Here is a 20911-nt window from a genome sequence, read left to right as displayed (position 1 = left end):
TATCAGGCGACGGAGACCTCGCCTTCGCCCGCCAGCCGCCGATTCAACTGAAACCGCCAGCGCACATACAACAACGCCGAGCAGAACACCGCCACGCTCGCCGCCATTTCCAGCACGCCGAACAGTTGCCGGTTCGGGTCATAGGCTGCCAGTGCGCCCTTGATGAAATACAGGTTCACCACGAAGCACATCCACGAGTGTCCGCGGGCGCTGCCGGTGAGCATGCCGGGGGCGAGTATCAGCAGCGGCACCAGTTCGATCAGCAGAATCACCCAGGGGCGCGCGCCGTGCAGGTCGGCGATCAGCAGGTAGTAGGCGCTGAGCAACCCCACCAGGCCGAAAAAGCACAGCAGGCTGAGTGCGCGGGCGATGCGTACGCGCGGTTCCAGCCATTGGATCGAAGGCAGGATCTTCGGCTTCTTAGCCACGGCCGTTCTCCAGCAACAGGGCGGTTTTCGCCAGGCGCAAACCCAAGGCGCGACACAGGGCGACCTCATGTTCGTTCAAGCCGCTTTTGCCGTCGGTCCCGGCGTGATGGCTCGGTCCGTAGGGCGTGCCACCGCCCTGGGTGTCGATCAGGGCTGATTCGCTGTAGGGCAGGCCGGTGATCAGCATGCCGTGGTGCAGCAGCGGCAGCATCATCGACAGCAGGGTGGTTTCCTGGCCGCCGTGCAGGCTCGCGGTGGAGGTGAACACCCCGGCCGGTTTGCCCACCAGTGCGCCGGTCAGCCACAGGTTACTGGTGCCGTCGAGAAAGTACTTGAGCGGCGCGGCCATGTTGCCGAAACGGGTCGGGCTGCCCAAGGCCAGGCCAGCGCAGTTCTTCAGGTCATCAAGGCTGGCGTAGAGCGGGCCCTGTTCCGGGATGTCTGGCGAAACCGCTTCGCACTCGGCAGAAATGGCCGGCACCGTACGCAACCTGGCTTCCAGCCCGGCCTGCTCGACACCACGGGCGATCTGCCGGGCCATTTCGTTGGTGGAGCCACTGCGGCTGTAATACAACACCAGGATGTACGGCGTGGTCACGGCAGGATCTCCAGGATCTTCTCCGGCGGACGGCCGATCATGGCCTTTTCCCCGGCTTCCAGAATCGGCCGTTCCATGAGTTTCGGGTGGGCGGCGATGGCCGCGATCAACTGGGCTTGGCTCAGGCTTTCGTCGGCCAGGTTCAAGTCTTTGTATTCGTCCTCGCCGGTGCGCAGCAATTGCCGGGCGGTGATGCCGAGCTTGCCCAGCAGGCGTTCCAGGTGCGCGGCGTCGAGCGGGGTTTCCAGGTAGCGGACCACGGTGGGCGTCAGGCCACGGGCCTCCAACAGTTCCAGCGCACCGCGGGATTTCGAGCAGCGCGGGTTGTGATAAAGCGTCAGATCGGTCATGAGCGGGTCGCATCTTGCGTAAGGTGGCGGCTATTCTACTGTGCCGCGAAGCCCCTAGCACCTGAGAGAGGCGACGGGTCGCAGCAGCGTTCACATTCAGACAAGGATTGGCACATGGCAAGGCGATTGACGGCGGCACTGACATTCATCGGGATTTTGTTGCTCGCCGGTTGCGGGAACGACTACGGCGTGGACCAGAACGGCCAGGCCATTGCTTCGCAGCGGCTGGACAAACAATGGGTGGTGCTCAACTACTGGGCCGAGTGGTGTGCGCCGTGCCGTACCGAAATCCCGGAATTCAATGCCTTGGCCGAACAGCTCAAGGGGCGCAACGTCGGTGTATTCGGGGTCAACTTCGACCAGGTGCAGGGCGAAGAACTCAAGAGTGCCAGCGACAAGATGGGGATTCGCTTCACGGTGCTGGCCCGGGATCCGGCCGAGATCTTCGACCTGCCTCGCAGCGAAGGGCTACCGGTGACGTACATCATCGATAACCTGGGCAAGGTGCGCGAGCAGTTGCTAGGGGAGCAGACGGCGGCGGGGGTGATGGCCAAGCTTGAGGCGTTGCAGGCGTTGCAGGCGTTGCAGGCGCTGTAGGAGCTGTCGAGTGCAACGAGGCTGCGATCTTGTCCCAGACAATTGAATCTTGAGCGAAAGATCAAGATCAAAAGATCGCAGCCTTCGGCAGCTCCTACAGGGCAGTCCAGCGGTCAGCCTCAGCCCTCTTCCAGCCACCACCGCAGCGGCTTGCCCTGGGCCGGCCAGAAGCGTATCTGCTCGATGGGCGAGATGTCCCAGCGCTCGACCTTTTCCAGCGCCTGCAAGAAGCGCGTTTCTTGCTCCATCACCGCCGGGGCGCAGAGTTTGCGCGTGCTGCCGATCTTGCCGAAGCTCAAGCGGTGGCCCTCCTGGGTATAGGGCGCGAACCAGTGGTTGCAGCCGCCGTTGCCATAGGCACGACCGTCATCCCCAAGGGTGATGGTCAGGTGGCTGTAGTCCATCAATGGCCGCTCACCGATCCACTCCAGGATGTAGCTGCGGTTATGTTGCAGCTGCACAGGTTCAGCGGCACACCCCATCAGGCTCATGCCGATCGACGCGGACAGGGCCAAACGTTTCATCAGGCGGCTTCCTGGCATTTCGGGCACAGGTGTTTTTCACCCACGGCGGTCCAGCCCAGTTCGGCGATCCGTGCGGTGGCGGCCGGTTTCTGGGCCTTGACGCCGAGCTTGGCATCAACGGCGAATTCGAAGCTCAGTTCCTTGGCGCAGCTGTCGCAGTTGACCTGCCAGGTGTGGATCGCCAGTTCGCCGAACACCGGGCCGGTGGTCATGGCGGTCCATTGGCCCATGGGCTTGAGCAGGTGCCGCACGGTGTCCACGGTCAGGCGCATGGACAAGTCCTTGCTGCCCTTGAGCGTGACGAGCAATACATCGTTGGCCTGGATCGAACCGCCATTGCCGGTGACCTGGTAGCGGCCCGGCGCCAGTGCGCGGACTTCGGTCAAGGTGTGCTGCGGGTTCATCAGGGTGTAGCGGAAATCGTGTTCGGCCATGGGTCCTCCAAATAGGCGCGACATGCTAGCACGGGGCATGGCTTTGGATGGTCTCGATGGCGGGCATCTGGAGATCAGGCCGACGAAACTCCATCCCCTGTGGGAGCGAGCTTGCTCGCGATGGCTGTGTGTCAGTCAACATCGAGGCTGGCTGTGATACACCGCTATCGCGAGCAAGCTCGCTCCCACAGGGTTTGTGCTGGTTCAAGGGTTAGCTGTCCACCAGGTTTTGCGGCGTGCCGGCCGCCCAGGCGGCAATGTTGTCCAGGGTGGTCATGGCAATCGCAGCCAAGGCTTCATGGGTCAGGAACGCCTGGTGGGCGGTGACGATCACGTTGGGGAAGGTCAACAGCCGGGCCAGCACGTCGTCCTGCAAGGGCAGGTCGGAGCGGTCCTTGAAAAACAGCTGGGCTTCTTCCTCGTAGACATCCAGGCCCAGGTAGCCCAGCTGGCCGCTTTTCAACGCCTCGATCAAGGCCGGTGTGTCCACCAGGCCGCCGCGCCCGGTGTTGATCAGCATCGCGCCGCGTTGCATCGCAGCAAGCGATTGGGTGTTGATCAGGTGTCGGCTTTGTTCATTGAGCGGGCAATGCAGGCTGATGATCTGCGCCTGCGCGAGCAGCTCGGCCAAGGGCAGGTAGCGGGCGCCCAAGGCTTCGACCTGCGGGTTGGGGTAGGGGTCGTAGGCCAGCAACTGGCAGCCGAAGCCGGCCATGATCCGTGCGAACGTCGTGCCGATCTGTCCGGTACCGATCACCCCGACCGTCTTGCCCACCAGGTCGAACCCGGTCAGCCCATGCAGGCTGAAATTGCCGTCCCGGGTGCGGTTGTAGGCGCGGTGCAGGCAGCGATTGAGGGCCATGATCAATGCCACGGCATGTTCGGCCACGGCATGGGGCGAGTAGGCCGGCACCCGGACGATGCTCAAGCCCAGGCGCTGGGCGGCGAGCAGGTCGACGTGGTTGTAGCCGGCCGAGCGCAGGGCGATCAGCCGCGTGCCGCCTTCGGCCAACTGCTCCAGCACCGGGGCGCTGAGGTCATCGTTGATGAAGGCACACACCACTTCATGCCGTTCGGCCAGGGCCACGGTGTCGAGGTTCAGGCGGGCGGGCTGGAATTGCAATTGAAGGCCTGCGGGCTTCGGGGCCTGGGTGAAACTGTCGCGGTCGTAGGTCTGGCTGCTGAAAAAAATCACGCGCATGGCGGCCTCCTGGCAGAAAAAACAGGCCCGTAGGAGCTGTCGAGCGAAGCGAGGCTGCGATCTTTACGCTGACAATTGAGTTGCAAGCGAAAGATCAAAAGATCGCAGCCTCGCTTCGCTCGAAAGCTCCTACGGTCCGGGGTCGGAGCGTGGATTTTCAGTGATTCCGATTCCCGGGGTATTGCCCTGGATCAGGCGCTGATACGCGCCTCGCTGGCCAGGCGGTTGATGGCCCGCTCCAATTCTTCCAGGGCGGCGGCGGCCTTGGGGTCCTGTTGCTTGAGCAGGGTTTCGCTGCGCTGGCAGGCCGCCCGTAATTGCGGTACGCCGCAGTAGCGGGTGGCGCCGTGCAGGCGGTGGACGCGTTCGATCAGTGCGTTGTGATCGTTGGCCTCGCAGGCCTGGCGGATCGCTTCGCGGTCGGCTTCCAGGGAGGCCAGCAGCATCGCCAGCATGTCCGCCGCCAGGTCGGCCTTGCCGGCGGCCAGGCGCAGGCCTTCTTCGTGATCGAGCACCAACAGTTCGCTGCCGCCCGGGGCATCGCCGCTGCGCTCCGGTGACTGGTTGCGCAGGGCCAGGCCAGTCCATTTGAGCACCACCTGGGCCAGTTGCCGCTCGCTGATGGGTTTGGTCAGGTAATCATCCATGCCACTTTGCAGCAGGGCGCGCTTTTCGTTGGCCATGGCGTGGGCGGTGAGGGCGACGATCGGCAGCGGCGTGCAGTGCCGCTCGCTTTCCCACTGGCGGATCGCCTCGGTGCTCTGGCGACCGTCCATGCCGGGCATCTGCACGTCCATCAAGACCAGGTCGAAGGTTTCCTTCTGCACGGCCTTGACCGCCGCATAGCCACTTTCCACGGCCAGCACCTTGGCGCCCATGTCTTCGAGCAGGGTCTGCACCAGCAGCAGGTTGGCCGGGTTGTCGTCCACGCACAGCACTTTCGGGGCGCGGCTGGAAACCGGTTCGTGGGGTTCGCTGCGGGTCGGGCGCGGGTTGACCAGGTCGGAAAGCGCGCGGCGCAACTTGCGGGTGCAGGCCGGCTTGGCCTGGAGCTGGCTGTGAGGGTTGGGCACCGAGAGGTGGTACAGGGTCTGTTCGGTGGTGGGGCACAGCACGAGTACTTTGCAGCCCAGATGCTCAAGGTCCCAGATGTGTTGGTTGAGGCGCTCCGGTGGCATGTCGTTGCTGGTGATGCCCAGCACGGCCAGGTCGATCGCCTGATCGGTCTGGTGGGCGATGGTGATGCCGTTGGTCAAGCTTTCCAGGGTGTTGAACGGCGTCACTTGTAGGCCACAGTCTTCGAGTTGGTGCTGCAAGGCCTGGCGGGCCAGTTCGTGATTCTCCAGCACCGCTACACGCCGGCCCAGCAAAGGCGGGCCGGGCAGGTCCTCGGCATCGTCACGGGTCTTGGGCAGGCGCAGGCTGATCCAGAACTCCGAGCCTTCGCCCGGTGTGCTGTCGACGCCGATTTCCCCGCCCATCTGTTCCACCAGGCGCTTGGAAATCACCAGGCCCAACCCGGTGCCCCCCGGTTGCCGCGACAGCGAGTTGTCAGCCTGGCTGAACGCCTGGAACAGCGCTCGCACATCCTGGTTGGACAGGCCGATACCCGTGTCCTGGATGCTGATGCGCAACTGCACGCTGTCTTCGTGCTCGTCTTCGAGCATGGCCCGGGCGACGATGGTGCCCTCGCGGGTGAACTTGATGGCGTTGCTCACCAGGTTGGTGAGGATCTGCTTGAGGCGCAGTGGATCGCCCACCAGCGACAGCGGCGTGTCCCGGTAGACCAGGCTCACCAGTTCCAACTGCTTGGCATGGGCGGCGGGGGCGAGGATGGTCAGGGTGTCTTGCAGCAGGTCGCGCAGGTTGAACGGAATGTTGTCGAGCACCAGCTTGCCGGCCTCGATCTTCGAAAAGTCGAGGATCTCGTTGATGATCCCCAGCAGGCTGTCGGCGGATTTCTCGATGGTGCCCAGGTAGTCGAGCTGGCGCGGGGTCAGTTCGCTTTTCTGCAACAGGTGGGTAAAGCCGAGGATACCGTTGAGCGGCGTGCGGATTTCATGGCTCATGTTCGCCAGGAACTCGGATTTGATCCGGCTCGCTTCCAGGGCTTCCTTGCGAGCCAGGTCCAGCTCGATGTTCTGGATCTCGATGGTTTCCAGGTTCTGGCGCACGTCTTCGGTGGCCTGGTCGATGCTGTGCTGCAATTCTTCCTGGGCGTTCTGCAAGGTACTGGCCATGCGGTTGATGCCCGAGGCCAGTTCGTCCAGCTCCTGGCTGCCCAGCGGCGGCAGACGGGTTTCCAGGTGACCGTCCTTGAGTTGCGCCACGGCCTGTTTGATCTGGCTCAGTGGGCGGTTGATCGTGCGGCCCATGCGCAGGGCCAGCAACGCGGTCAGGCACAGGCCGGCGCCGATCAGCAGCAGGCTGGCGAACAGGCTGCGATAGCCGCGCAGCAACATACCGCTGTGGGACAACTCCAGCTCGACCCAGCCCAGCAGGCGGTCGGCTTCTTCGGGAATCAGTTCGCCCGCCAGGTTGCGGTGCTTGCCGAATACCGGCAGCAAGTAGCGCGTGGCGTCGTTGCCGGTGCGTTGCAGCAATTGCGTACTGTTGCCCTCCGGCGCCCGGTTGAGCATGGTCGGGCCGGCGTGGGCCAGCGGTATGCGGTCGGGGGCGAGGAAGGTTACGGCGCGCACGTCCGCCTGTTCGAGGGACTGGGTGGCGATGCGCTCCAGTAGATCGGTGTCCTGGCGGCTCATGGCCGGGGCGACCAGCGGCGCAAGTTGTTCGGCGATCATTTCACCACGTTGCAACAACTGGACGTGCAGCTCCGATTGCTGCATCCAGGTGAAATAGCCGCCCAGGACCAGCGCCATCAGGCTGGTTGGCAACAGGGTCAGCAACAGCACGCGGCCTTTGATTCCCAGTTTCTTGAGCACACTTGTCTCCTGCATCCAGCGTCTGATTGAGCGGTGCGCGCATCCGGCACGCATTACCTGCGCAGTGTAGCGATTTGCGGGCGGGCGATCTTTGTAAAATTCACAAGGCGATGGGGTTATGGTTTATGGAATCACCGTCAAGGAAGAACCGAGCACTCCCTCGGCTTTCGCTTCGCTTATTCCTATAAGCCATAACCCCCTTACTTTGCGTGATATGGCCGCGCCAGGTTTGCCGGTATGATAGGCGCCCCCGCAGTCCGGATTGCGAATACGCCATGACTCTGCAGTACCCAACCATCGCCGATTGCGTCGGCAACACTCCGCTGGTCCGTTTGCAACGCTTGCCCGGCGTGACCACCAATACGCTTTTGCTCAAGCTCGAAGGGAATAACCCGGCGGGTTCGGTCAAGGACCGGCCGGCGCTGTCGATGATCACCCGTGGCGAATTGCGCGGGCAGATCCAGCCCGGCGACACGCTGATCGAGGCGACTTCCGGCAACACCGGGATTGCCCTGGCGATGGCGGCGGCGATCAAGGGCTACAAGATGATCCTGATCATGCCCGACAACTCCAGCGCCGAGCGCAAGGCAGCGATGACGGCCTACGGTGCCGAGTTGATCCTGGTGACTCAGGAGGAGGGCATGGAAGGCGCCCGGGACCTGGCCGAGCGCATGCAGGCCGAGGGTCGTGGCAAGGTGCTGGACCAGTTCGCCAACGGCGACAATCCCGAGGCCCACTACACCACCACCGGCCCTGAGATCTGGCGCCAGACCGACGGCACCATCACCCATTTCGTCAGCTCGATGGGCACCACCGGCACCATCATGGGCACCTCGCGCTACCTCAAAGAACAGAACCCGAACGTGCAGATCATCGGCCTGCAGCCGATGGAAGGCTCGGCCATCCCCGGCATTCGTCGTTGGCCCGAGGAGTATCTGCCGAAGATCTACCAGGCCGAGCGCGTGGACCGCATCATCGACATGGCCCAGAGCGAAGCCGAGGACGTGACCCGTCGCCTGGCGCGCGAAGAAGGCATCTTCTGCGGCGTGTCTTCGGGCGGTGCCGTGGCGGGGATGCTGCGCCTGTCCAAGGAAGTTGAGAATGCGGTGATCGTCGCGATCATCTGCGACCGTGGCGACCGTTACCTGTCGACCGGCATTTTCGACGCGCCCAACTGATGGCCAAACAAGAAAGAGGCTTGCGCTTCCAGCCCAGCGGCGGAAGCCGGGCCCCGCAAGTGCCCACCGGTAAAAAGCAGCGCTTGACCATCGAGCGTCTGGCCAACGATGGCCGCGGCATCGCCTTTGTCGAGGGGCGCACCTGGTTTGTCATCGGTGCCCTGGCCGGCGAAGAGGTCGAGGCGCGGGTGCTCGGGGCCCATGGCAAAGTGGTCGAGGCGCGTACCGAGCGGGTGTTCCTGTCCAGTGAACTGCGTCGTGCGGCGCCGTGCATCCATGCCGGTCGCTGCGGCGGTTGCAGCGTCCAACATTTGCCCCATGACGAACAACTCGCCCTGAAACAGCGCATGCTCGCCGAGCAACTGTCGCGGGTGGCCGGGGTGGCGCCAGAGGAATGGGCGGCGCCGTTGAGCGGGCCGGAATTCGGTTATCGACGTCGCGCCCGGGTGGCGGTGCGTTGGGACCAGAAAGCGAAAAAACTCGAAGTCGGTTTCCGTGCCGTCGGCAGCCAGGACATCGTGGCCATCGGTGATTGTCCGGTGCTGGTACAGCCCTTGCAGCCGATCATGAGCCGCCTGCCGGAGATGCTGCGTCGCCTGAGCAAACCCCAGGCGCTGGGGCATGTGGAGTTGTTCGCCGGTTCGTCCCTCGCGGTATTGCTGCGCCACATGGCGCCGCTGTCGGAGGCCGATCTGACGATCCTCAAGGACTTCTGCGCGTTCCATGAAGCCCAGTTGTGGCTGCACGGTGAAGGTGAGCCGCAACCGGTCGAGCCTGGGCAGGCCCTGGGGTTTCGCCTGGATGCCTGGGACCTTGAGCTGGCGTACCGGCCCGGGGACTTCATCCAGGTGAACGCCGGGGTCAACGAGGCGATGATCGCCCAGGCCTTGCAATGGCTGGCACCGCGAGCCGAGGAGCGGGTGCTGGATCTGTTCTGCGGCCTGGGCAACTTTGCCTTGCCGCTGGCCAAAAGCGTGCGCCAGGTGGTGGCTGTCGAAGGCGTGCAGACCATGGTGGATCGTGCGGCGGCCAATGCCGTCAGCAACAATTTGAATAACACGGCCTTTTTTCAGGCCGATTTATCCCAGCCTCTGGCTGATGCCGAATGGATCGGCGAAGGCTTTTCTGCGGTACTCTTGGACCCACCCCGTGACGGTGCTTTCGAGGTGGTGCGCAAGCTGTCGTCCCTGGGTGCCAAACGGTTGGTCTATGTATCGTGCAACCCGGCAACTTTAGCCCGGGATACGGTCGAACTGATCAAGCAGGGCTACCGGTTAAAACGTGCCGGGATTCTCGATATGTTTCCTCAAACGGCGCATGTCGAGGCCATGGCGTTATTTGAAGCGAGCCAGGATGGCTTGTCCGACTGACCCGTTCGTGCCAACCCGCCACAGTCCTGGGCGAAAACACGGGCATGAAGGTCAGCGAAGTTGACGCATTGAATCTGCGTCGTAGGGAAGGTAAGTAAAGATGGTACAGGTGAGAGCACACCAGCCGATCAACACCGACGGCAGTATCAATCTCGAGGCTTGGCTCGATCATGCGGTCAGCGTCGACATGGCTCTGGATCGCGAAGCCTTGAAGGCCGCCTGCGAGTTCGCTCGTGAGGCGGAGCAGCAACATAATGCGGCGAAGAACCTGTGGTCCGAAGGCACCTCGAGTTTCCAGACGGGCCTGGAGATCGCCGAAATTCTCGCTGACCTCAAGCTCGACCAGGATTCGCTGGTGGCGGCGGTGCTGTACCGCGGCGTGCGCGAAGGGCAGATCCAGCTACCGATGGTCAGTCAGCGCTTCGGCACGGTGGTGGCCAAGCTGATCGACGGCGTGCTGCGCATGGCCGCCATCAGCGCCAGCCTCAGCCCGCGCCAGTCCATGGTGCTGGGCACCCAGGGCCAGGTGGAAAACCTGCGCAAGATGCTGGTGGCGATGGTCGACGATGTGCGCGTCGCGCTGATCAAGCTGGCCGAACGCACCTGCGCCATCCGCGCCGTGAAGTCTGCCGATGACGAAAAACGCAATCGCGTCGCCCGGGAGGTGTTCGATATCTATGCACCCCTGGCCCACCGTCTCGGCATCGGTCATATCAAGTGGGAGCTGGAGGACCTGTCCTTCCGCTACCTGGAACCCGATCAGTACAAGCAGATCGCCAAGCTGTTGCATGAGCGGCGCCTGGATCGCGAGCGTTTCATCACCGATGTGATGACCCAACTGCGCGAAGAGTTGCAGGCCACCGGCGTGGTAGCCGACATCAGTGGCCGGGCCAAGCACATCTACTCGATCTGGCGAAAAATGCAGCGCAAGGGCCTGGAATTCAGCCAGATCTACGACGTTCGCGCCGTTCGCGTCCTGGTCCCGGAAATGCGTGACTGCTACACCGCGCTGGGGATCGTCCACACCTTGTGGCGGCACATTCCGAAGGAGTTCGACGACTACATCGCCAACCCCAAGGAAAACGGCTATCGCTCGCTGCACACCGCAGTGATCGGCCCCGAGGGCAAGGTACTGGAAGTGCAGATCCGCACCCATGCCATGCACGAGGAGGCCGAGCTGGGCGTCTGCGCCCACTGGAAATACAAGGGCACCGACGTCAAGTCCGGGTCCAACCACTACGAAGAGAAAATCTCCTGGCTGCGCCAGGTCCTCGAGTGGCATGAGGAGCTGGGTGACATCGGCGGTCTGGCCGAACAGCTGCGGGTCGATATCGAGCCGGACCGGGTCTATATCTTCACCCCCGACGGCCACGCCATCGACCTGCCCAAGGGCTCGACGCCGCTGGACTTCGCCTACCGGGTCCACACCGAGATCGGCCACAACTGCCGTGGCGCCAAGATCAACGGGCGGATCGTGCCGCTCAACTACAGCCTGCAGACCGGTGAACAGGTCGAGATCATCACCAGCAAGCACGGTACGCCGAGCCGCGACTGGCTGAACCCGAACCTGGGCTACATCACCACCTCGCGGGCACGGGCGAAAATCGTCCACTGGTTCAAGTTGCAGGCTCGCGACCAGAACGTCGCCGCTGGCAAGACCCTGCTCGAGCGTGAGCTCGGTCGCCTGGGCCTGCCGCAAGTGGATTTCGACAAGCTGGCCGAAAAAGCCAACATGAAAACCGCCGAGGACATGTTCGCCGCCCTCGGTGCCGGCGATCTGCGCCTGGCGCAGTTGGTCAACCTGGCCCAGCAACTGGTGGAGCCGGAGCGGGGCAACGAGCAACTGGAGCTGATCCCGCGCAAGGCCACCGGCTACAAGCCAGGCAAGCGCGGCGATATCCAGATCCAGGGCGTGGGCAACCTGATGACCCAGATGGCCGGCTGCTGCCAGCCATTGCCGGGGGATGCGATCGTCGGCTACATCACCCAGGGCCGTGGTGTGAGCATTCACCGCCAGGACTGTGCCTCGGTGCTGCAACTGTCCGGTCGCGAGCCGGAGCGGATCATCCAGGTCAGTTGGGGCCCGGTGCCGGTGCTCACCTACCCGGTGGACATCGTCATCCGCGCCTACGACCGATCCGGCCTGCTGCGTGACGTGTCCCAGGTGTTGCTGAACGAGCGGATCAACGTGCTGGCGGTCAACACCCGTTCGAACAAGGAAGACAACACCGCGCTGATGTCCCTGACCATCGAGATTCCGGGGCTGGATGCGCTGGGGCGGTTGTTGGGGCGGATTTCCCAGTTGCCGAACATCATCGAGACCCGGCGTAACCGGACGCCGGGGTGACCCCGTGATTAATGTGGGAGCGAGCTTGCTCGCGATGAAGGATGTAGTGACTGAAAAGCCGCAATCGCGAGCAAGCTCGCTCCCACAGGGCTTTTTTGTGATGGGATGGATTGATGTACAGCCTTGAAGATCTGCTCCACCTGATGAACCGCCTGCGGGACCCGCAGTACGGCTGCCCGTGGGATATCCAGCAAACCTACGCGACCATCGTCCCTCATACCCTGGAAGAAGCCTACGAAGTGGCCGATGCCATCGAGCGCGGCGACTTCGATCATTTGCAGGGCGAGTTGGGCGACCTGTTGTTCCAAGTGGTGTATTACAGCCAACTGGCCCGGGAAGAAAACCGCTTTGAGTTCGCCGGCGTGGTCGACAGCATCACCCGCAAGTTGATCCGCCGTCATCCCCATGTGTTTCCTACCGGTGACCTGTATGCGCCTGTGGATATCCCGCGCCTGAGCGAAGAGCAGGTCAAGCAGCGCTGGGAAGAAATCAAGGCAGAGGAGCGGGCCGAGAAAGCCGCTGCGCCCGAGCAGTTGTCGTTGCTCGACGATGTGCCGGGGGCGCTGCCGGCGTTGTCCCGTTCGGCGAAGTTGCAGAAGCGTGCGGCTCAGGTCGGTTTCGACTGGCCAGGCCCGTTGCCGGTGCTCGACAAAGTCCGGGAGGAATTGGACGAAGTGCTCGAAGCCATGGCCGACAACGATCCGGTGGCCATCAGCGACGAGATCGGCGATCTGCTGTTCAGCGTGGTGAATCTGGCTCGCCACCTCAAGGTCGACCCGGAAACCGCCCTGCGTGGCGGCAACGGAAAGTTCGAGCGGCGGTTCCGATTTATCGAACAGGCATTGCGCGACACCCACCGTCCCATGGAAGATTGCACCCTCGAAGAGTTGGACGCCTTGTGGGGCGAAGCCAAACGTCAGGAAAAGAATTTGCCCAGCTGTGGCTGAGGCCGTTGCCTAAGTGAGTAAGCACCATGAGCCTTTCCCTTCGCGACCAGTTGCTCAAAGCAGGGCTGGTCAACCAAAAGCAGGCCAAGCAGGTCGGCAAAGAGAAACAGAAGCAGCAACGCCTGGCCCATAAAGGCCAGATCGAACTGGATGACTCCCAGCAGCGTGCCGCCCAGCAAGCTTTGGCCGAGAAGGTCAAGCGCGACCAGGAACTCAACCGTCAGCAGCAGGAAAAGGTCGAGCAGAAAGCTCGGGCCGCGCAGATCAAGCAATTGATCGAAGTCTCGCGCCTGCCGAAGCTGACCACTGAGGACTATTACAACTTCGTCGACGACAAGAAGGTCAAGCGCATCTCGGTCAACACCCTGATGCGCAACAAGCTGAGCAGTGGCTCGCTGGCGATTGTCCACCATGCCGGCGGCTACGAAGTGATCCCGCGGGAGGCGGCCCTGAAGATCCAGGAACGCGACCCCCTGCGCATCGTCCAGCTCAACACCCAGACCGAAGAAGTGGATGCCGATGATCCGTACGCGGCGTATCAGATTCCTGATGATTTGATGTGGTAAGCAGGAAGCAATGCCATTGAGTTGAAACACAACACCTGTGGGAGCGAGCTTGCTCGCTCCCACAGGGGGTGTTGTTATCGTTCAGGATTCTGCCATCTCACGCGAGCGCTGCCGCTCCTCACACTCCAGCTCGGCCTTGTAGCTGTGGGCGTCCGTTTCGGAGTGGAACATCCCCACCAGTAAATCCTGTTGATGCACATCCCAGATCCGGATACCGGCGGCAATGCCTTCGTGGGACATGTGAGCGTCGTCGCGTTCAGTTACTTTCACAGTCATCTTGCAAGCTCCAATCTCTGTTATCTGCAGCAAGGCGTGTGCAGGACTTTGTTATAGATTTTGGTAGCGTGCTAAGTAAATGCTTCGGCGCGTTAAGAAATTTTCATGGAAAGCGCAGCAATCCTGCAGGCCAGGCAGTGCGCGGCATTCGGTCGCAGGTATTGTTCATGAAAAAGGTTTCATGTTGCAGCGGCAAGCCTTGAGGGAGCGCAAGCCCTCTGTGGGAGCGAGCTTGCTCGCGAAGAGGCCATCACAGTCAATGACAATCCCTCCCCCCAAAGCGGAGGGTCAAGCCGTCGCAACAGGACAAGCTCGACGATTGGCATGCCTGCAAGAGATTTTTTAGCGCACCTGTCAACTCTGACAGTTACCCCGTTCCCCAAAATCTTGTTTACTTCTATCCAGTGCGGCGCGACGGGATGTGTTTGGGTGATAGTCGACAGTGCTTAGTCTGTTTTCGAGATGAAACAGTCGTAGAAGTCCATGGCGGGTGGTAGTCAGAGGAGTTATATGATGAATCTTTCCAACGTTATATTTGTTGGGTTTGTCGTTATATCCAGCTGGGTGGGGGGCTATTCAGTAATGGCTGCTGATATGCCAAAGGGGGTCGTTAAGTTTTCTGAGAGAGAAGGAGGGACAGGCGATTCCTGTAGTCTTCCTACTGATAAAGATGGCTATTATGATATGCAGTATTATGGATGTAAAAATGATCAGATGACTTACTTTCAACTTGATAATGTACCTTCGGCCACGACGATACGGTTTGAATCAGAAAGGTGCGACGGCTCTACGCAAGAGTGGAATTTCGAAATAAAAACCATTATTCATCCTATTACTACTCGTTGGGTTAACTTGGAGGAATTGAAAAGTATTCCAGAGGGCTCAGTTGCAGTGAGAGGGGTTGTGCTGGTAAAGAAAAAAACTAATACCTCTGTGCCGATTAAGGGGAAACTAAGTTGCGTTCGCACGAAACCTTCGGCGCAGCCATAAATAAATTAAATTTAAAATATATTGGATTTAAAAAGGGCGTAAAGCGCAGATTTTTCATGACTTTCACCCGTATGGGTGAGGTTTATAAAAGTGGCCGTTGCTCCTCTATGCACTCGAACCTGTGGGGCGCGAGTTTGGAATCCGGGCAATAAAAAGCCCCGCATCGGCGGGGCTTGGTGTTATCGGTGTCGATCAACTGCCTTTCACAGCCTTGCCGTTGACCGTACCGTCCAGGAGCATGATGTTGTACTCCTTGCCGTCGGTCTCGACCTGTTGCAGGCGCACCAGCAGGTAGTCCCAGTCCTTGGCGAACCAGAGCACGGTGATGCGCTTGCTTTGTGTCGGGTCGCGCACGCGCTCGACCTTGATCGCATCGATCTGGCCGGCCTTGGTGTCGACTTTTTCCGAGCCCAGCACGCGGAAGTCATAGGTATCGACTTCGCCATCATCGACGACCTGATAGCTCATGCTTTTCTTGCCGGCCGCCACGTCGTGCTGCAGGGCCAACTGGTAAGTGGATTTATCGACCATGCCACGGTTGAGCGGCAGCTTGACCGCGTCACCGCGATCGGTGCCGGTGACCATCTTGGTGTTCCAGTCGAAGTCCAGGTCGGCCTTCTTGGCTTTGCCCAGGCCACCGCGTTCGAAGTGGTAGGACTGTGGCAGCAGCGTGTCCTTGTCCAGGGTCAGCGTGCTTTCTTCGGTCAGGCTGGCGATCATCATCGAAGCCTTGAAGCTCAGCTTCCAGGTGCCGTTGGCTTCCTTGGTCAGGCTGCGCTCGGCGGTGCCGCTCATGGGCAACTGTTTCCAGTCGGCGGTGTAGCTGGCGGAGAACGGTTGTAGTTCCGAAGCCTGTGCCAGGGGCAAGGCAAGCAGAGCGCAAGCGAAGAGCAGGGCGCGACGCATAAAATCTCCTAGTATCGAATCAAATGGCCGCTGGCGGCGAGCAACTGGCCGTCCAGTGAGGCTCCGCGATCGTCGAGGGTCAGCCTTCCTTCGGCAAACCAACGCACGGCCATCGGGTAGATCTGGTGCTCGCGGGCGTGAACCCGTTGCGCCAGGCTTTGCGGCGTGTCGTGCAACTCTACCGGTATTACTGCCTGTACGACCAGTGGTCCGCCATCGAGTTCCTCGGTGACAAAGTGCACAGAGCAGCCGTGCTCCGTGTCTCCGGCCTCCAGCGCCCGCTGGTGAGTGTGTAACCCTTTGTATTTGGGCAGCAGCGAGGGATGGATATTGAACAGGCGGCCCTGGTAGTGACGCACGAAGCCAGCGCTGAGGATGCGCATGAAGCCAGCGAGGACCACCAGTTGCGGATTGAAGGTGTCGATTTGCTCGATCAGCGCGGCGTCGAAGGCTTCGCGGCCCTCGAACGCCTTGTGATCCAGGACGCGGGTGTCGATACCCGCCTCTTTGGCGCGTTGCAGGCCGTAGGCATCGGCGCGGTTGGAAATCACCGCGCGGATACGGACCGGGCTGTCGCCGGTCCGTGTGCTGTCGATCAAGGCCTGCAAGTTACTGCCGGTGCCGGACAGCAGCACCACCACGTCACAGGTTGCGGACATCAGTGCGCCTTAAGGTTTTTCAGCTCGACCTGTGCAGCGCCTTCGGCCGCGATAGCGATCTGGCCGATGACCCAAGGCTGCTCGCCAGCTTCACGCAGTACGTTCAGGGCCGTCTCGACGTGCTCCTGGGCCACGCAGATGACCATGCCCACGCCGCAGTTCAGCACGCGGTGCATTTCGGTTTCATCGACATTGCCTTTCTCTTGCAGCCAGTCGAACACCGCCGGGCGGGTCCAGCTCGCTACGTCGACCACGGCCTGGGCGCCTTTTGGCAGCACGCGCGGGATGTTGTCCAGCAGGCCACCACCGGTGATGTGGGCCATGGCCTTGACGGCACCGGTGTCCTTGATCAGCTTGAGCAGCGGCTTGACGTAGATGCGGGTCGGGGCCATCAGCAGATCGGCCAGTGGCTTGCCGTCGAGCTGGGTGTTTTCGATGTCGGCACCCGAGACTTCGATGATCTTGCGGATCAGCGAGTAGCCGTTGGAGTGCGGGCCGGAGGACGGCAGGGCGAGCAGGGCATCGCCAGCGGCGACTTTCGAGCCGTCGATGATCTCGGCCTTTTCCACGACGCCGACGCAGAAGCCGGCCAGGTCGTAGTCTTCGCCTTCGTACATGCCAGGCATTTCAGCGGTTTCGCCGCCGACCAGGGAGCAGCCGGACAGCTCACAGCCAGCGCCGATGCCGGTCACGACCTGGGCGGCGGTGTCGACGTTCAGTTTGCCGGTGGCGTAGTAGTCGAGGAAGAACAGCGGCTCGGCGCCGCAGACCACCAGGTCGTTCACGCACATGGCCACCAGGTCGATGCCGATGCTGTCGTGCTTGTTCAGGTTCAGGGCCAGGCGCAGCTTGGTGCCGACGCCGTCGGTGCCCGAGACCAGGACCGGTTGCTTGTAGCCGGCCGGGATCTCGCAGAGGGCGCCGAAACCGCCCAGGCCGCCCATGACTTCCGGACGCGCAGTGCGCTTGGCGACGCTCTTGATGCGTTCGACCAATGCTTCACCGGCGTCGATGTCTACACCGGCGTCCTTGTAGCTCAGGGAGGGTTGCTTGCTCATGATCCAGGCCTTTAGGGGGGGATTTCTGGGTAACGACCGACGCCGGGGCCATTGAATAACCGTTGTACTAATTATTCCGGGAGCCCAGCCATTGCCGGTCTGCGAAGGCGCGCGATTTTATCAGGCTTGAGGGGCAGCGGCCATCCTCGCGCCGACGGGCAGGGACATATCCACGGAAAAAAACCGATATTTCTTATATTGGTACTGCGTAGCGCGTCTGTATAAGGTGTAGCGGTAACCGGTTATGGTGATGACCGTGCGAAACTTCCACCGGGCGTGTGAATGTTTTGCCGGGTGCTGTGGTCACAGCCATGCTCAATCTTCTTCACACGGCCTGTTCCAGCCGTTATGTCCGGGAATCTTCCATGCGTTTGTTCAAATTCTTGTCCGTGAGCTGCTTGTCGCTGATCAGCCTGGCGAGCCATGCCGAAACCGTCAATGGCCTCTATCAGGTGCTCGAACCGGTCAGCAACCAGACCCCGGAGGAGCGTAACCAGGCGACCCTGCGCGCCCTGGACACCCTGGTGCTGCGCCTGACCGGCGACGCCAAGGCTGCCCAGAATCCTGGCCTGGCGGCGATCCGCAAGGACCCGCAACAGATCATTCTTCAATATGGCTACGACGCCGGCCCGCCGGAAAGCCTCAAGGTGGACTTCGACCCGGCGAGTACCGACCGGGCATTGCGCTCGGCAGGCTTGTCGCTGTGGGGCGCGAACCGGCCATCGATCCTGGGCTGGTGGCTGAACGACTCTGCCGAGGGCTCCAGCCTGGTGGGCGATGGCCAGGCCAGCGCCACGCCATTGCGGCGTGCCGCCCAGCATCGGGGGCTGGCATTGCACCTGCCGCTGGCGGACTTGAGCGAGCAGATCGTTGCCACCGCACCCAACCTGGAAGGCAGCGACCCGGCGCCTTTGCGCGATGCCTCGGAGCGCTACGCGACAGACGCCTTGCTGGCGGTCCATGCCAAGGAAGAGGGTGGACAGTGGCACGGCATCTGGCGCCTGTGGCTGGGCGATCAGCGTGAGCAGGGCACTGCCCAGGGCGCCGATCCGGCCGCACTGGCTGACGCGGTGATGCTGGCGGTGAACCAGCGCCTGGCGCCACGCTTCGTCGCCAAGCCGGGCGTGGCGACTGAACAGTTGCTGGAGGTGCAGGGTATGAACCTTGAGCGGTATGCGGCGCTTGGGCGTTTGCTCGAACCATTTGGTGGGCAGTTGCAGCGGGTCGAAGGCGACCGGATCGTCTATCGGGTCAACGGCAGTGCCGAACAACTGAAGGCGCAGTTGGCCCTGGCGAAACTGCAGGAGATCCCGCCCGGCGAGGCCGTCGCGCCAGTGCCAGTGGCGCCGCCCGCCGCCGATGGCTTGGCCCCGGTTGCAGCACCTGTGCCGGCGCCGGCAGCCAATCTGCGGTTCCGCTGGTAGGTTTTCTTTCTTTATATAGCTAGGAGTGGTTCATGGTCGATACGCGGCGTTGGTTCTGGTTGGGCGGGGTTGCCCTGCTGATTGCGCTTATCTATTTGCTGCATCCGATCCTGACGCCGTTCCTGGTTGCGCTGCTGCTGGCCTATCTGTTCGACCCGGTGGTGGATCGCCTGGAAAAACTCGGCCTGTCGCGAACCTGGGGCGTTGTGGCGGTGTTTGCGTTGTTCACCTTGATTGTGGGCGCACTGTTGCTGGTGCTGATCCCGATGCTCGCCAAGCAACTGTTGCGCCTGTACGAATTGGCGCCGCAGATGCTCGATTGGTTGCAGCACAGCGCGGTGCCGTGGGTGCAGTCGAAGCTGGGGTTGGCGGACGGTTTCTGGAAGTTTGACAAGGTCAAGGCGGCTATCAGCGAGCACATGGGCCAGACCACCGACATCGTCGGCGTGGTGTTGAGCCAGGCCACGGCCTCGGGCCTGGCGTTGATCGGCTGGCTGGCGAACCTGGTGCTGATTCCAGTGGTGGCCTTCTATCTGCTGCGGGACTGGGATCTGATGATGGCGAAGATTCGCAGCCTGCTGCCGCGTCATCGTGAAGAACGCATCATGACCCTGACCGGCGAATGCCACGAAGTGTTGGGGGCGTTTGTGCGCGGGCAACTGCTGGTGATGGTGGCCCTGGGTTTCATCTATGCGGCAGGCCTGATGTTGGTGGGACTGGAGTTGGGGCTGTTGATCGGCCTGATCGCCGGCCTGGCCGCCATCGTGCCGTACATGGGTTTTGTGATTGGTATTGGCGCGGCATTGATCGCCGGATTGTTCCAGTTCGGCGGCGACCTGTACCCGATGGTGGGCATCGTCGCGGTGTTCATGGTCGGTCAGGCCCTGGAGGGCATGGTGCTGACGCCGCTGCTGGTGGGCGATCGTATTGGCCTGCATCCGGTGGCGGTGATCTTCGCGATCCTGGCGGGGGGCGAGTTGTTCGGCTTCACCGGGATCCTGCTGGCGCTGCCGGTGGCGGCGGTGATCATGGTGCTGGTGCGTCATATGCACGATTTGTACAAGGATTCGGACATCTATAGCGGCGCCGAAGACCCTGATCTGTAGGGCGAATGTCGGGCGGAGCGTCAGGGAAACCGCCGCTCCGCTGTCTTACCGCTGCAAACCTTTGATTTTGCTCGTGGTCCGGCGCATTGTGCGGTCCGCGCCACGGGTATAAACTTTGCGCACTTTACACAGAGGCCACTAACGGTTCCCGAGGAACTGTTCAGTCAGCATGAAACCGATTCAGCTGCCCCTAGGTGTGCGTCTGCGTGATGACGCCACCTTTATCAATTACTACCCAGGCGCCAATGCCGCTGCACTCGGCTATGTCGAGCGGCTTTGCGAAGCCGACGCCGGCTGGACCGAAAGCCTGATCTATCTGTGGGGCAAGGACGGGGTAGGGCGCACGCATCTGTTGCAGGCCGCGTGCCTGCGGTTCGAGCAATTGGGCGAACCTGCGGTGTACCTGCCGTTGGCCGAGTTGCTCGATCGCGGCGTTGAAATCCTCGACAACCTTGAGCAGTACGAACTGGTCTGCCTGGACGATCTCCAGGCCGTGGCCGGCAAGGCTGACTGGGAAGAAGCGCTGTTTCATCTGTTCAATCGGTTGCGCGACAGCGGTCGGCGCTTGCTGATCGCCGCGTCGACGTCGCCACGGGAGCTGCCGGTGAAGCTGGCGGACCTCAAGTCCCGTCTCACCCTGGCGCTGATTTTCCAGATGCGCCCGCTGTCCGACGAAGACAAACTTCGTGCCTTGCAGCTGCGCGCGTCCCGGCGTGGCCTGCACCTGACCGACGAAGTCGGGCATTTCATCCTCACCCGGGGCACCCGCAGCATGAGCGCGTTGTTCGAACTGCTCGAACGCCTCGACCAGGCCTCACTCCAGGCCCAGCGCAAGCTGACTATTCCTTTTTTGAAAGAAACTTTGGGCTGGTAGAACCGTTGCAAGTAGTGGCTCTTGGCCTGTTCTGGGCGCGGCGAAACCCGCGGTCCTGCTGGGCTGCAGGCCACGTGACGTTCAAAATGGGCTTAAGCGCTTAGATGTAAACGTAAAACCGAGAAGTCACATTTGC

Annotated in this window: 21 protein-coding genes; 10 read left to right on the top strand and 11 right to left on the bottom strand. The window is 61.8% G+C overall.

Annotated elements, in window-relative coordinates:
• Window positions 1-2 precede the first annotated feature (2 nt).
• From QMK47_RS21945 to arsC, 3 genes are read right to left on the bottom strand one after another with little or no spacing between them, the layout of a single operon-like run.
• Window positions 3-428, bottom strand: coding sequence for a DUF2069 domain-containing protein (locus QMK47_RS21945; RefSeq protein ID WP_214509567.1), 426 nt, complete (start codon window positions 426-428; stop codon window positions 3-5).
• Window positions 421-1026: an NAD(P)H:quinone oxidoreductase gene (gene wrbA, locus QMK47_RS21940; protein WP_320389326.1), complete on the bottom strand. Its 606-nt coding sequence runs from the start codon at window positions 1024-1026 to the stop codon at window positions 421-423. The genes QMK47_RS21945 and wrbA overlap by 8 nt, the downstream gene beginning before the upstream one ends.
• On the bottom strand, window positions 1023-1376 hold the full coding sequence (gene arsC, locus QMK47_RS21935) for an arsenate reductase (glutaredoxin) (RefSeq protein ID WP_018610326.1): 354 nt from the start codon (window positions 1374-1376) through the stop codon (window positions 1023-1025). The genes wrbA and arsC overlap by 4 nt, the downstream gene beginning before the upstream one ends.
• A gap of 114 nt (window positions 1377-1490) precedes the next feature.
• Here arsC and QMK47_RS21930 point away from each other — a divergent pair, with 114 nt between their 5' ends.
• Window positions 1491-1973, top strand: coding sequence for a TlpA disulfide reductase family protein (locus QMK47_RS21930; RefSeq protein ID WP_320389325.1), 483 nt, complete (start codon window positions 1491-1493; stop codon window positions 1971-1973).
• A gap of 119 nt (window positions 1974-2092) precedes the next feature.
• On the opposite strand, the gene QMK47_RS21925 is transcribed toward QMK47_RS21930, so the two are convergent.
• The 4 genes from QMK47_RS21925 to QMK47_RS21910 all read right to left on the bottom strand — a co-directional run bounded on the left by QMK47_RS21925 (window position 2093) and on the right by QMK47_RS21910 (window position 7074).
• Window positions 2093-2497 (bottom strand): META domain-containing protein, encoded by a 405-nt coding sequence (locus QMK47_RS21925; protein ID WP_253477258.1) that lies wholly within the window; start codon window positions 2495-2497, stop codon window positions 2093-2095.
• Complete coding sequence (locus tag QMK47_RS21920) at window positions 2497-2931, bottom strand: hypothetical protein (RefSeq protein WP_214509570.1); 435 nt, start codon at window positions 2929-2931, stop codon at window positions 2497-2499. The genes QMK47_RS21925 and QMK47_RS21920 overlap by 1 nt, the downstream gene beginning before the upstream one ends.
• A 211-nt stretch (window positions 2932-3142) precedes the next feature.
• Complete coding sequence (locus QMK47_RS21915; protein WP_320389324.1) at window positions 3143-4132, bottom strand: 2-hydroxyacid dehydrogenase; 990 nt, start codon at window positions 4130-4132, stop codon at window positions 3143-3145.
• A 191-nt stretch (window positions 4133-4323) separates the two neighbouring features.
• A complete protein-coding gene (locus tag QMK47_RS21910; protein ID WP_253477252.1) occupies window positions 4324-7074 on the bottom strand; it encodes a response regulator in 2751 nt (916 codons plus the stop codon).
• A 275-nt stretch (window positions 7075-7349) separates the two neighbouring features.
• On the opposite strand from QMK47_RS21910, the gene cysM reads away from it, so the two are divergent.
• From cysM to QMK47_RS21885, 5 genes are all read left to right on the top strand, one after another.
• Window positions 7350-8252 carry a cysteine synthase CysM gene (gene cysM / locus QMK47_RS21905; RefSeq protein WP_003204682.1) on the top strand — a complete coding sequence of 301 codons (903 nt, stop codon included), beginning with the start codon at window positions 7350-7352 and terminating at the stop codon, window positions 8250-8252.
• A complete protein-coding gene (gene rlmD / locus QMK47_RS21900) occupies window positions 8252-9622 on the top strand; it encodes a 23S rRNA (uracil(1939)-C(5))-methyltransferase RlmD (protein WP_320389323.1) in 1371 nt (456 codons plus the stop codon). The genes cysM and rlmD overlap by 1 nt, the downstream gene beginning before the upstream one ends.
• Before the next feature lie 100 nt (window positions 9623-9722).
• A complete protein-coding gene (gene relA / locus QMK47_RS21895; protein ID WP_214509574.1) occupies window positions 9723-11969 on the top strand; it encodes a GTP diphosphokinase in 2247 nt (748 codons plus the stop codon).
• 113 nt (window positions 11970-12082) lie between these two features.
• Entirely contained in the window at window positions 12083-12916 is an 834-nt protein-coding gene (gene mazG, locus QMK47_RS21890; protein WP_253477223.1) for a nucleoside triphosphate pyrophosphohydrolase, read from the top strand.
• 26 nt (window positions 12917-12942) lie between these two features.
• Window positions 12943-13482 (top strand): DUF2058 domain-containing protein, encoded by a 540-nt coding sequence (locus tag QMK47_RS21885; protein WP_214509576.1) that lies wholly within the window; start codon window positions 12943-12945, stop codon window positions 13480-13482.
• An 81-nt stretch (window positions 13483-13563) separates the two neighbouring features.
• Here QMK47_RS21885 and QMK47_RS21880 read toward each other — a convergent pair whose 3' ends face one another.
• Window positions 13564-13758, bottom strand: a complete 195-nt coding sequence (locus tag QMK47_RS21880; RefSeq protein ID WP_253477220.1) for a hypothetical protein — start codon at window positions 13756-13758, stop codon at window positions 13564-13566.
• Between the two features lie 513 nt (window positions 13759-14271).
• On the opposite strand from QMK47_RS21880, the gene QMK47_RS21875 reads away from it, so the two are divergent.
• Window positions 14272-14748 carry a hypothetical protein gene (locus QMK47_RS21875; protein ID WP_320389322.1) on the top strand — a complete coding sequence of 159 codons (477 nt, stop codon included), beginning with the start codon at window positions 14272-14274 and terminating at the stop codon, window positions 14746-14748.
• A 192-nt stretch (window positions 14749-14940) separates the two neighbouring features.
• Here the strand turns inward: QMK47_RS21875 and QMK47_RS21870 are convergent, their stop codons facing one another.
• Genes QMK47_RS21870 through purM form a run of 3 tightly spaced genes read right to left on the bottom strand, consistent with a single transcriptional unit; the run spans window position 14941 to window position 17371 of the window.
• Window positions 14941-15654 carry a DUF3108 domain-containing protein gene (locus tag QMK47_RS21870; protein ID WP_003204662.1) on the bottom strand — a complete coding sequence of 238 codons (714 nt, stop codon included), beginning with the start codon at window positions 15652-15654 and terminating at the stop codon, window positions 14941-14943.
• Window positions 15655-15662: 8 nt separating this feature from the next.
• Window positions 15663-16313: a phosphoribosylglycinamide formyltransferase gene (purN, locus tag QMK47_RS21865; protein ID WP_014339750.1), complete on the bottom strand. Its 651-nt coding sequence runs from the start codon at window positions 16311-16313 to the stop codon at window positions 15663-15665.
• Window positions 16313-17371 carry a phosphoribosylformylglycinamidine cyclo-ligase gene (gene purM, locus QMK47_RS21860; RefSeq protein WP_018610352.1) on the bottom strand — a complete coding sequence of 353 codons (1059 nt, stop codon included), beginning with the start codon at window positions 17369-17371 and terminating at the stop codon, window positions 16313-16315. Before purM ends, purN begins: the two co-directional genes overlap by 1 nt.
• 365 nt (window positions 17372-17736) lie before the next feature.
• On the opposite strand from purM, the gene QMK47_RS21855 reads away from it, so the two are divergent.
• The 3 genes from QMK47_RS21855 (at window position 17737) to hda (ending at window position 20775) form a co-directional block, all read left to right on the top strand.
• Entirely contained in the window at window positions 17737-18795 is a 1059-nt protein-coding gene (locus tag QMK47_RS21855) for a DUF2066 domain-containing protein (RefSeq protein WP_320389321.1), read from the top strand.
• A gap of 32 nt (window positions 18796-18827) precedes the next feature.
• Complete coding sequence (locus QMK47_RS21850; RefSeq protein ID WP_253477211.1) at window positions 18828-19901, top strand: AI-2E family transporter; 1074 nt, start codon at window positions 18828-18830, stop codon at window positions 19899-19901.
• 169 nt (window positions 19902-20070) lie between these two features.
• Window positions 20071-20775 carry a DnaA regulatory inactivator Hda gene (gene hda, locus QMK47_RS21845; RefSeq protein ID WP_003178999.1) on the top strand — a complete coding sequence of 235 codons (705 nt, stop codon included), beginning with the start codon at window positions 20071-20073 and terminating at the stop codon, window positions 20773-20775.
• Window positions 20776-20911 lie beyond the last annotated feature (136 nt).

Source organism: Pseudomonas sp. P9_35, assembly GCF_034008205.1.
Classification (GTDB): domain Bacteria; phylum Pseudomonadota; class Gammaproteobacteria; order Pseudomonadales; family Pseudomonadaceae; genus Aquipseudomonas; species Aquipseudomonas kilonensis.
Note: the sequence above shows the minus strand (reverse complement) of the source record. Positions and strands in the feature narration are given on the sequence as shown.

What these genes read in the sequence shown, in the direction of transcription:
- QMK47_RS21885 (WP_214509576.1), top strand. Translation starts at nt 12,943, where the DNA reads ATGAGCCTTTCCCTTCGCGACCAGTTGCTCAAAGCAGGGCTGGTCAAC.
- QMK47_RS21870 (WP_003204662.1), bottom strand. Translation starts at nt 15,654, where the DNA reads ATGCGTCGCGCCCTGCTCTTCGCTTGCGCTCTGCTTGCCTTGCCCCTG.
- QMK47_RS21925 (WP_253477258.1), bottom strand. Translation starts at nt 2,497, where the DNA reads ATGAAACGTTTGGCCCTGTCCGCGTCGATCGGCATGAGCCTGATGGGG.
- mazG (WP_253477223.1), top strand. Translation starts at nt 12,083, where the DNA reads ATGTACAGCCTTGAAGATCTGCTCCACCTGATGAACCGCCTGCGGGAC.
- QMK47_RS21850 (WP_253477211.1), top strand. Translation starts at nt 18,828, where the DNA reads ATGGTCGATACGCGGCGTTGGTTCTGGTTGGGCGGGGTTGCCCTGCTG.
- purM (WP_018610352.1), bottom strand. Translation starts at nt 17,371, where the DNA reads ATGAGCAAGCAACCCTCCCTGAGCTACAAGGACGCCGGTGTAGACATC.
- QMK47_RS21875 (WP_320389322.1), top strand. Translation starts at nt 14,272, where the DNA reads ATGAATCTTTCCAACGTTATATTTGTTGGGTTTGTCGTTATATCCAGC.
- hda (WP_003178999.1), top strand. Translation starts at nt 20,071, where the DNA reads ATGAAACCGATTCAGCTGCCCCTAGGTGTGCGTCTGCGTGATGACGCC.
- QMK47_RS21920 (WP_214509570.1), bottom strand. Translation starts at nt 2,931, where the DNA reads ATGGCCGAACACGATTTCCGCTACACCCTGATGAACCCGCAGCACACC.
- relA (WP_214509574.1), top strand. Translation starts at nt 9,723, where the DNA reads ATGGTACAGGTGAGAGCACACCAGCCGATCAACACCGACGGCAGTATC.
- QMK47_RS21880 (WP_253477220.1), bottom strand. Translation starts at nt 13,758, where the DNA reads ATGACTGTGAAAGTAACTGAACGCGACGACGCTCACATGTCCCACGAA.
- QMK47_RS21930 (WP_320389325.1), top strand. Translation starts at nt 1,491, where the DNA reads ATGGCAAGGCGATTGACGGCGGCACTGACATTCATCGGGATTTTGTTG.
- QMK47_RS21915 (WP_320389324.1), bottom strand. Translation starts at nt 4,132, where the DNA reads ATGCGCGTGATTTTTTTCAGCAGCCAGACCTACGACCGCGACAGTTTC.
- arsC (WP_018610326.1), bottom strand. Translation starts at nt 1,376, where the DNA reads ATGACCGATCTGACGCTTTATCACAACCCGCGCTGCTCGAAATCCCGC.
- rlmD (WP_320389323.1), top strand. Translation starts at nt 8,252, where the DNA reads ATGGCCAAACAAGAAAGAGGCTTGCGCTTCCAGCCCAGCGGCGGAAGC.
- purN (WP_014339750.1), bottom strand. Translation starts at nt 16,313, where the DNA reads ATGTCCGCAACCTGTGACGTGGTGGTGCTGCTGTCCGGCACCGGCAGT.
- cysM (WP_003204682.1), top strand. Translation starts at nt 7,350, where the DNA reads ATGACTCTGCAGTACCCAACCATCGCCGATTGCGTCGGCAACACTCCG.
- QMK47_RS21855 (WP_320389321.1), top strand. Translation starts at nt 17,737, where the DNA reads ATGCGTTTGTTCAAATTCTTGTCCGTGAGCTGCTTGTCGCTGATCAGC.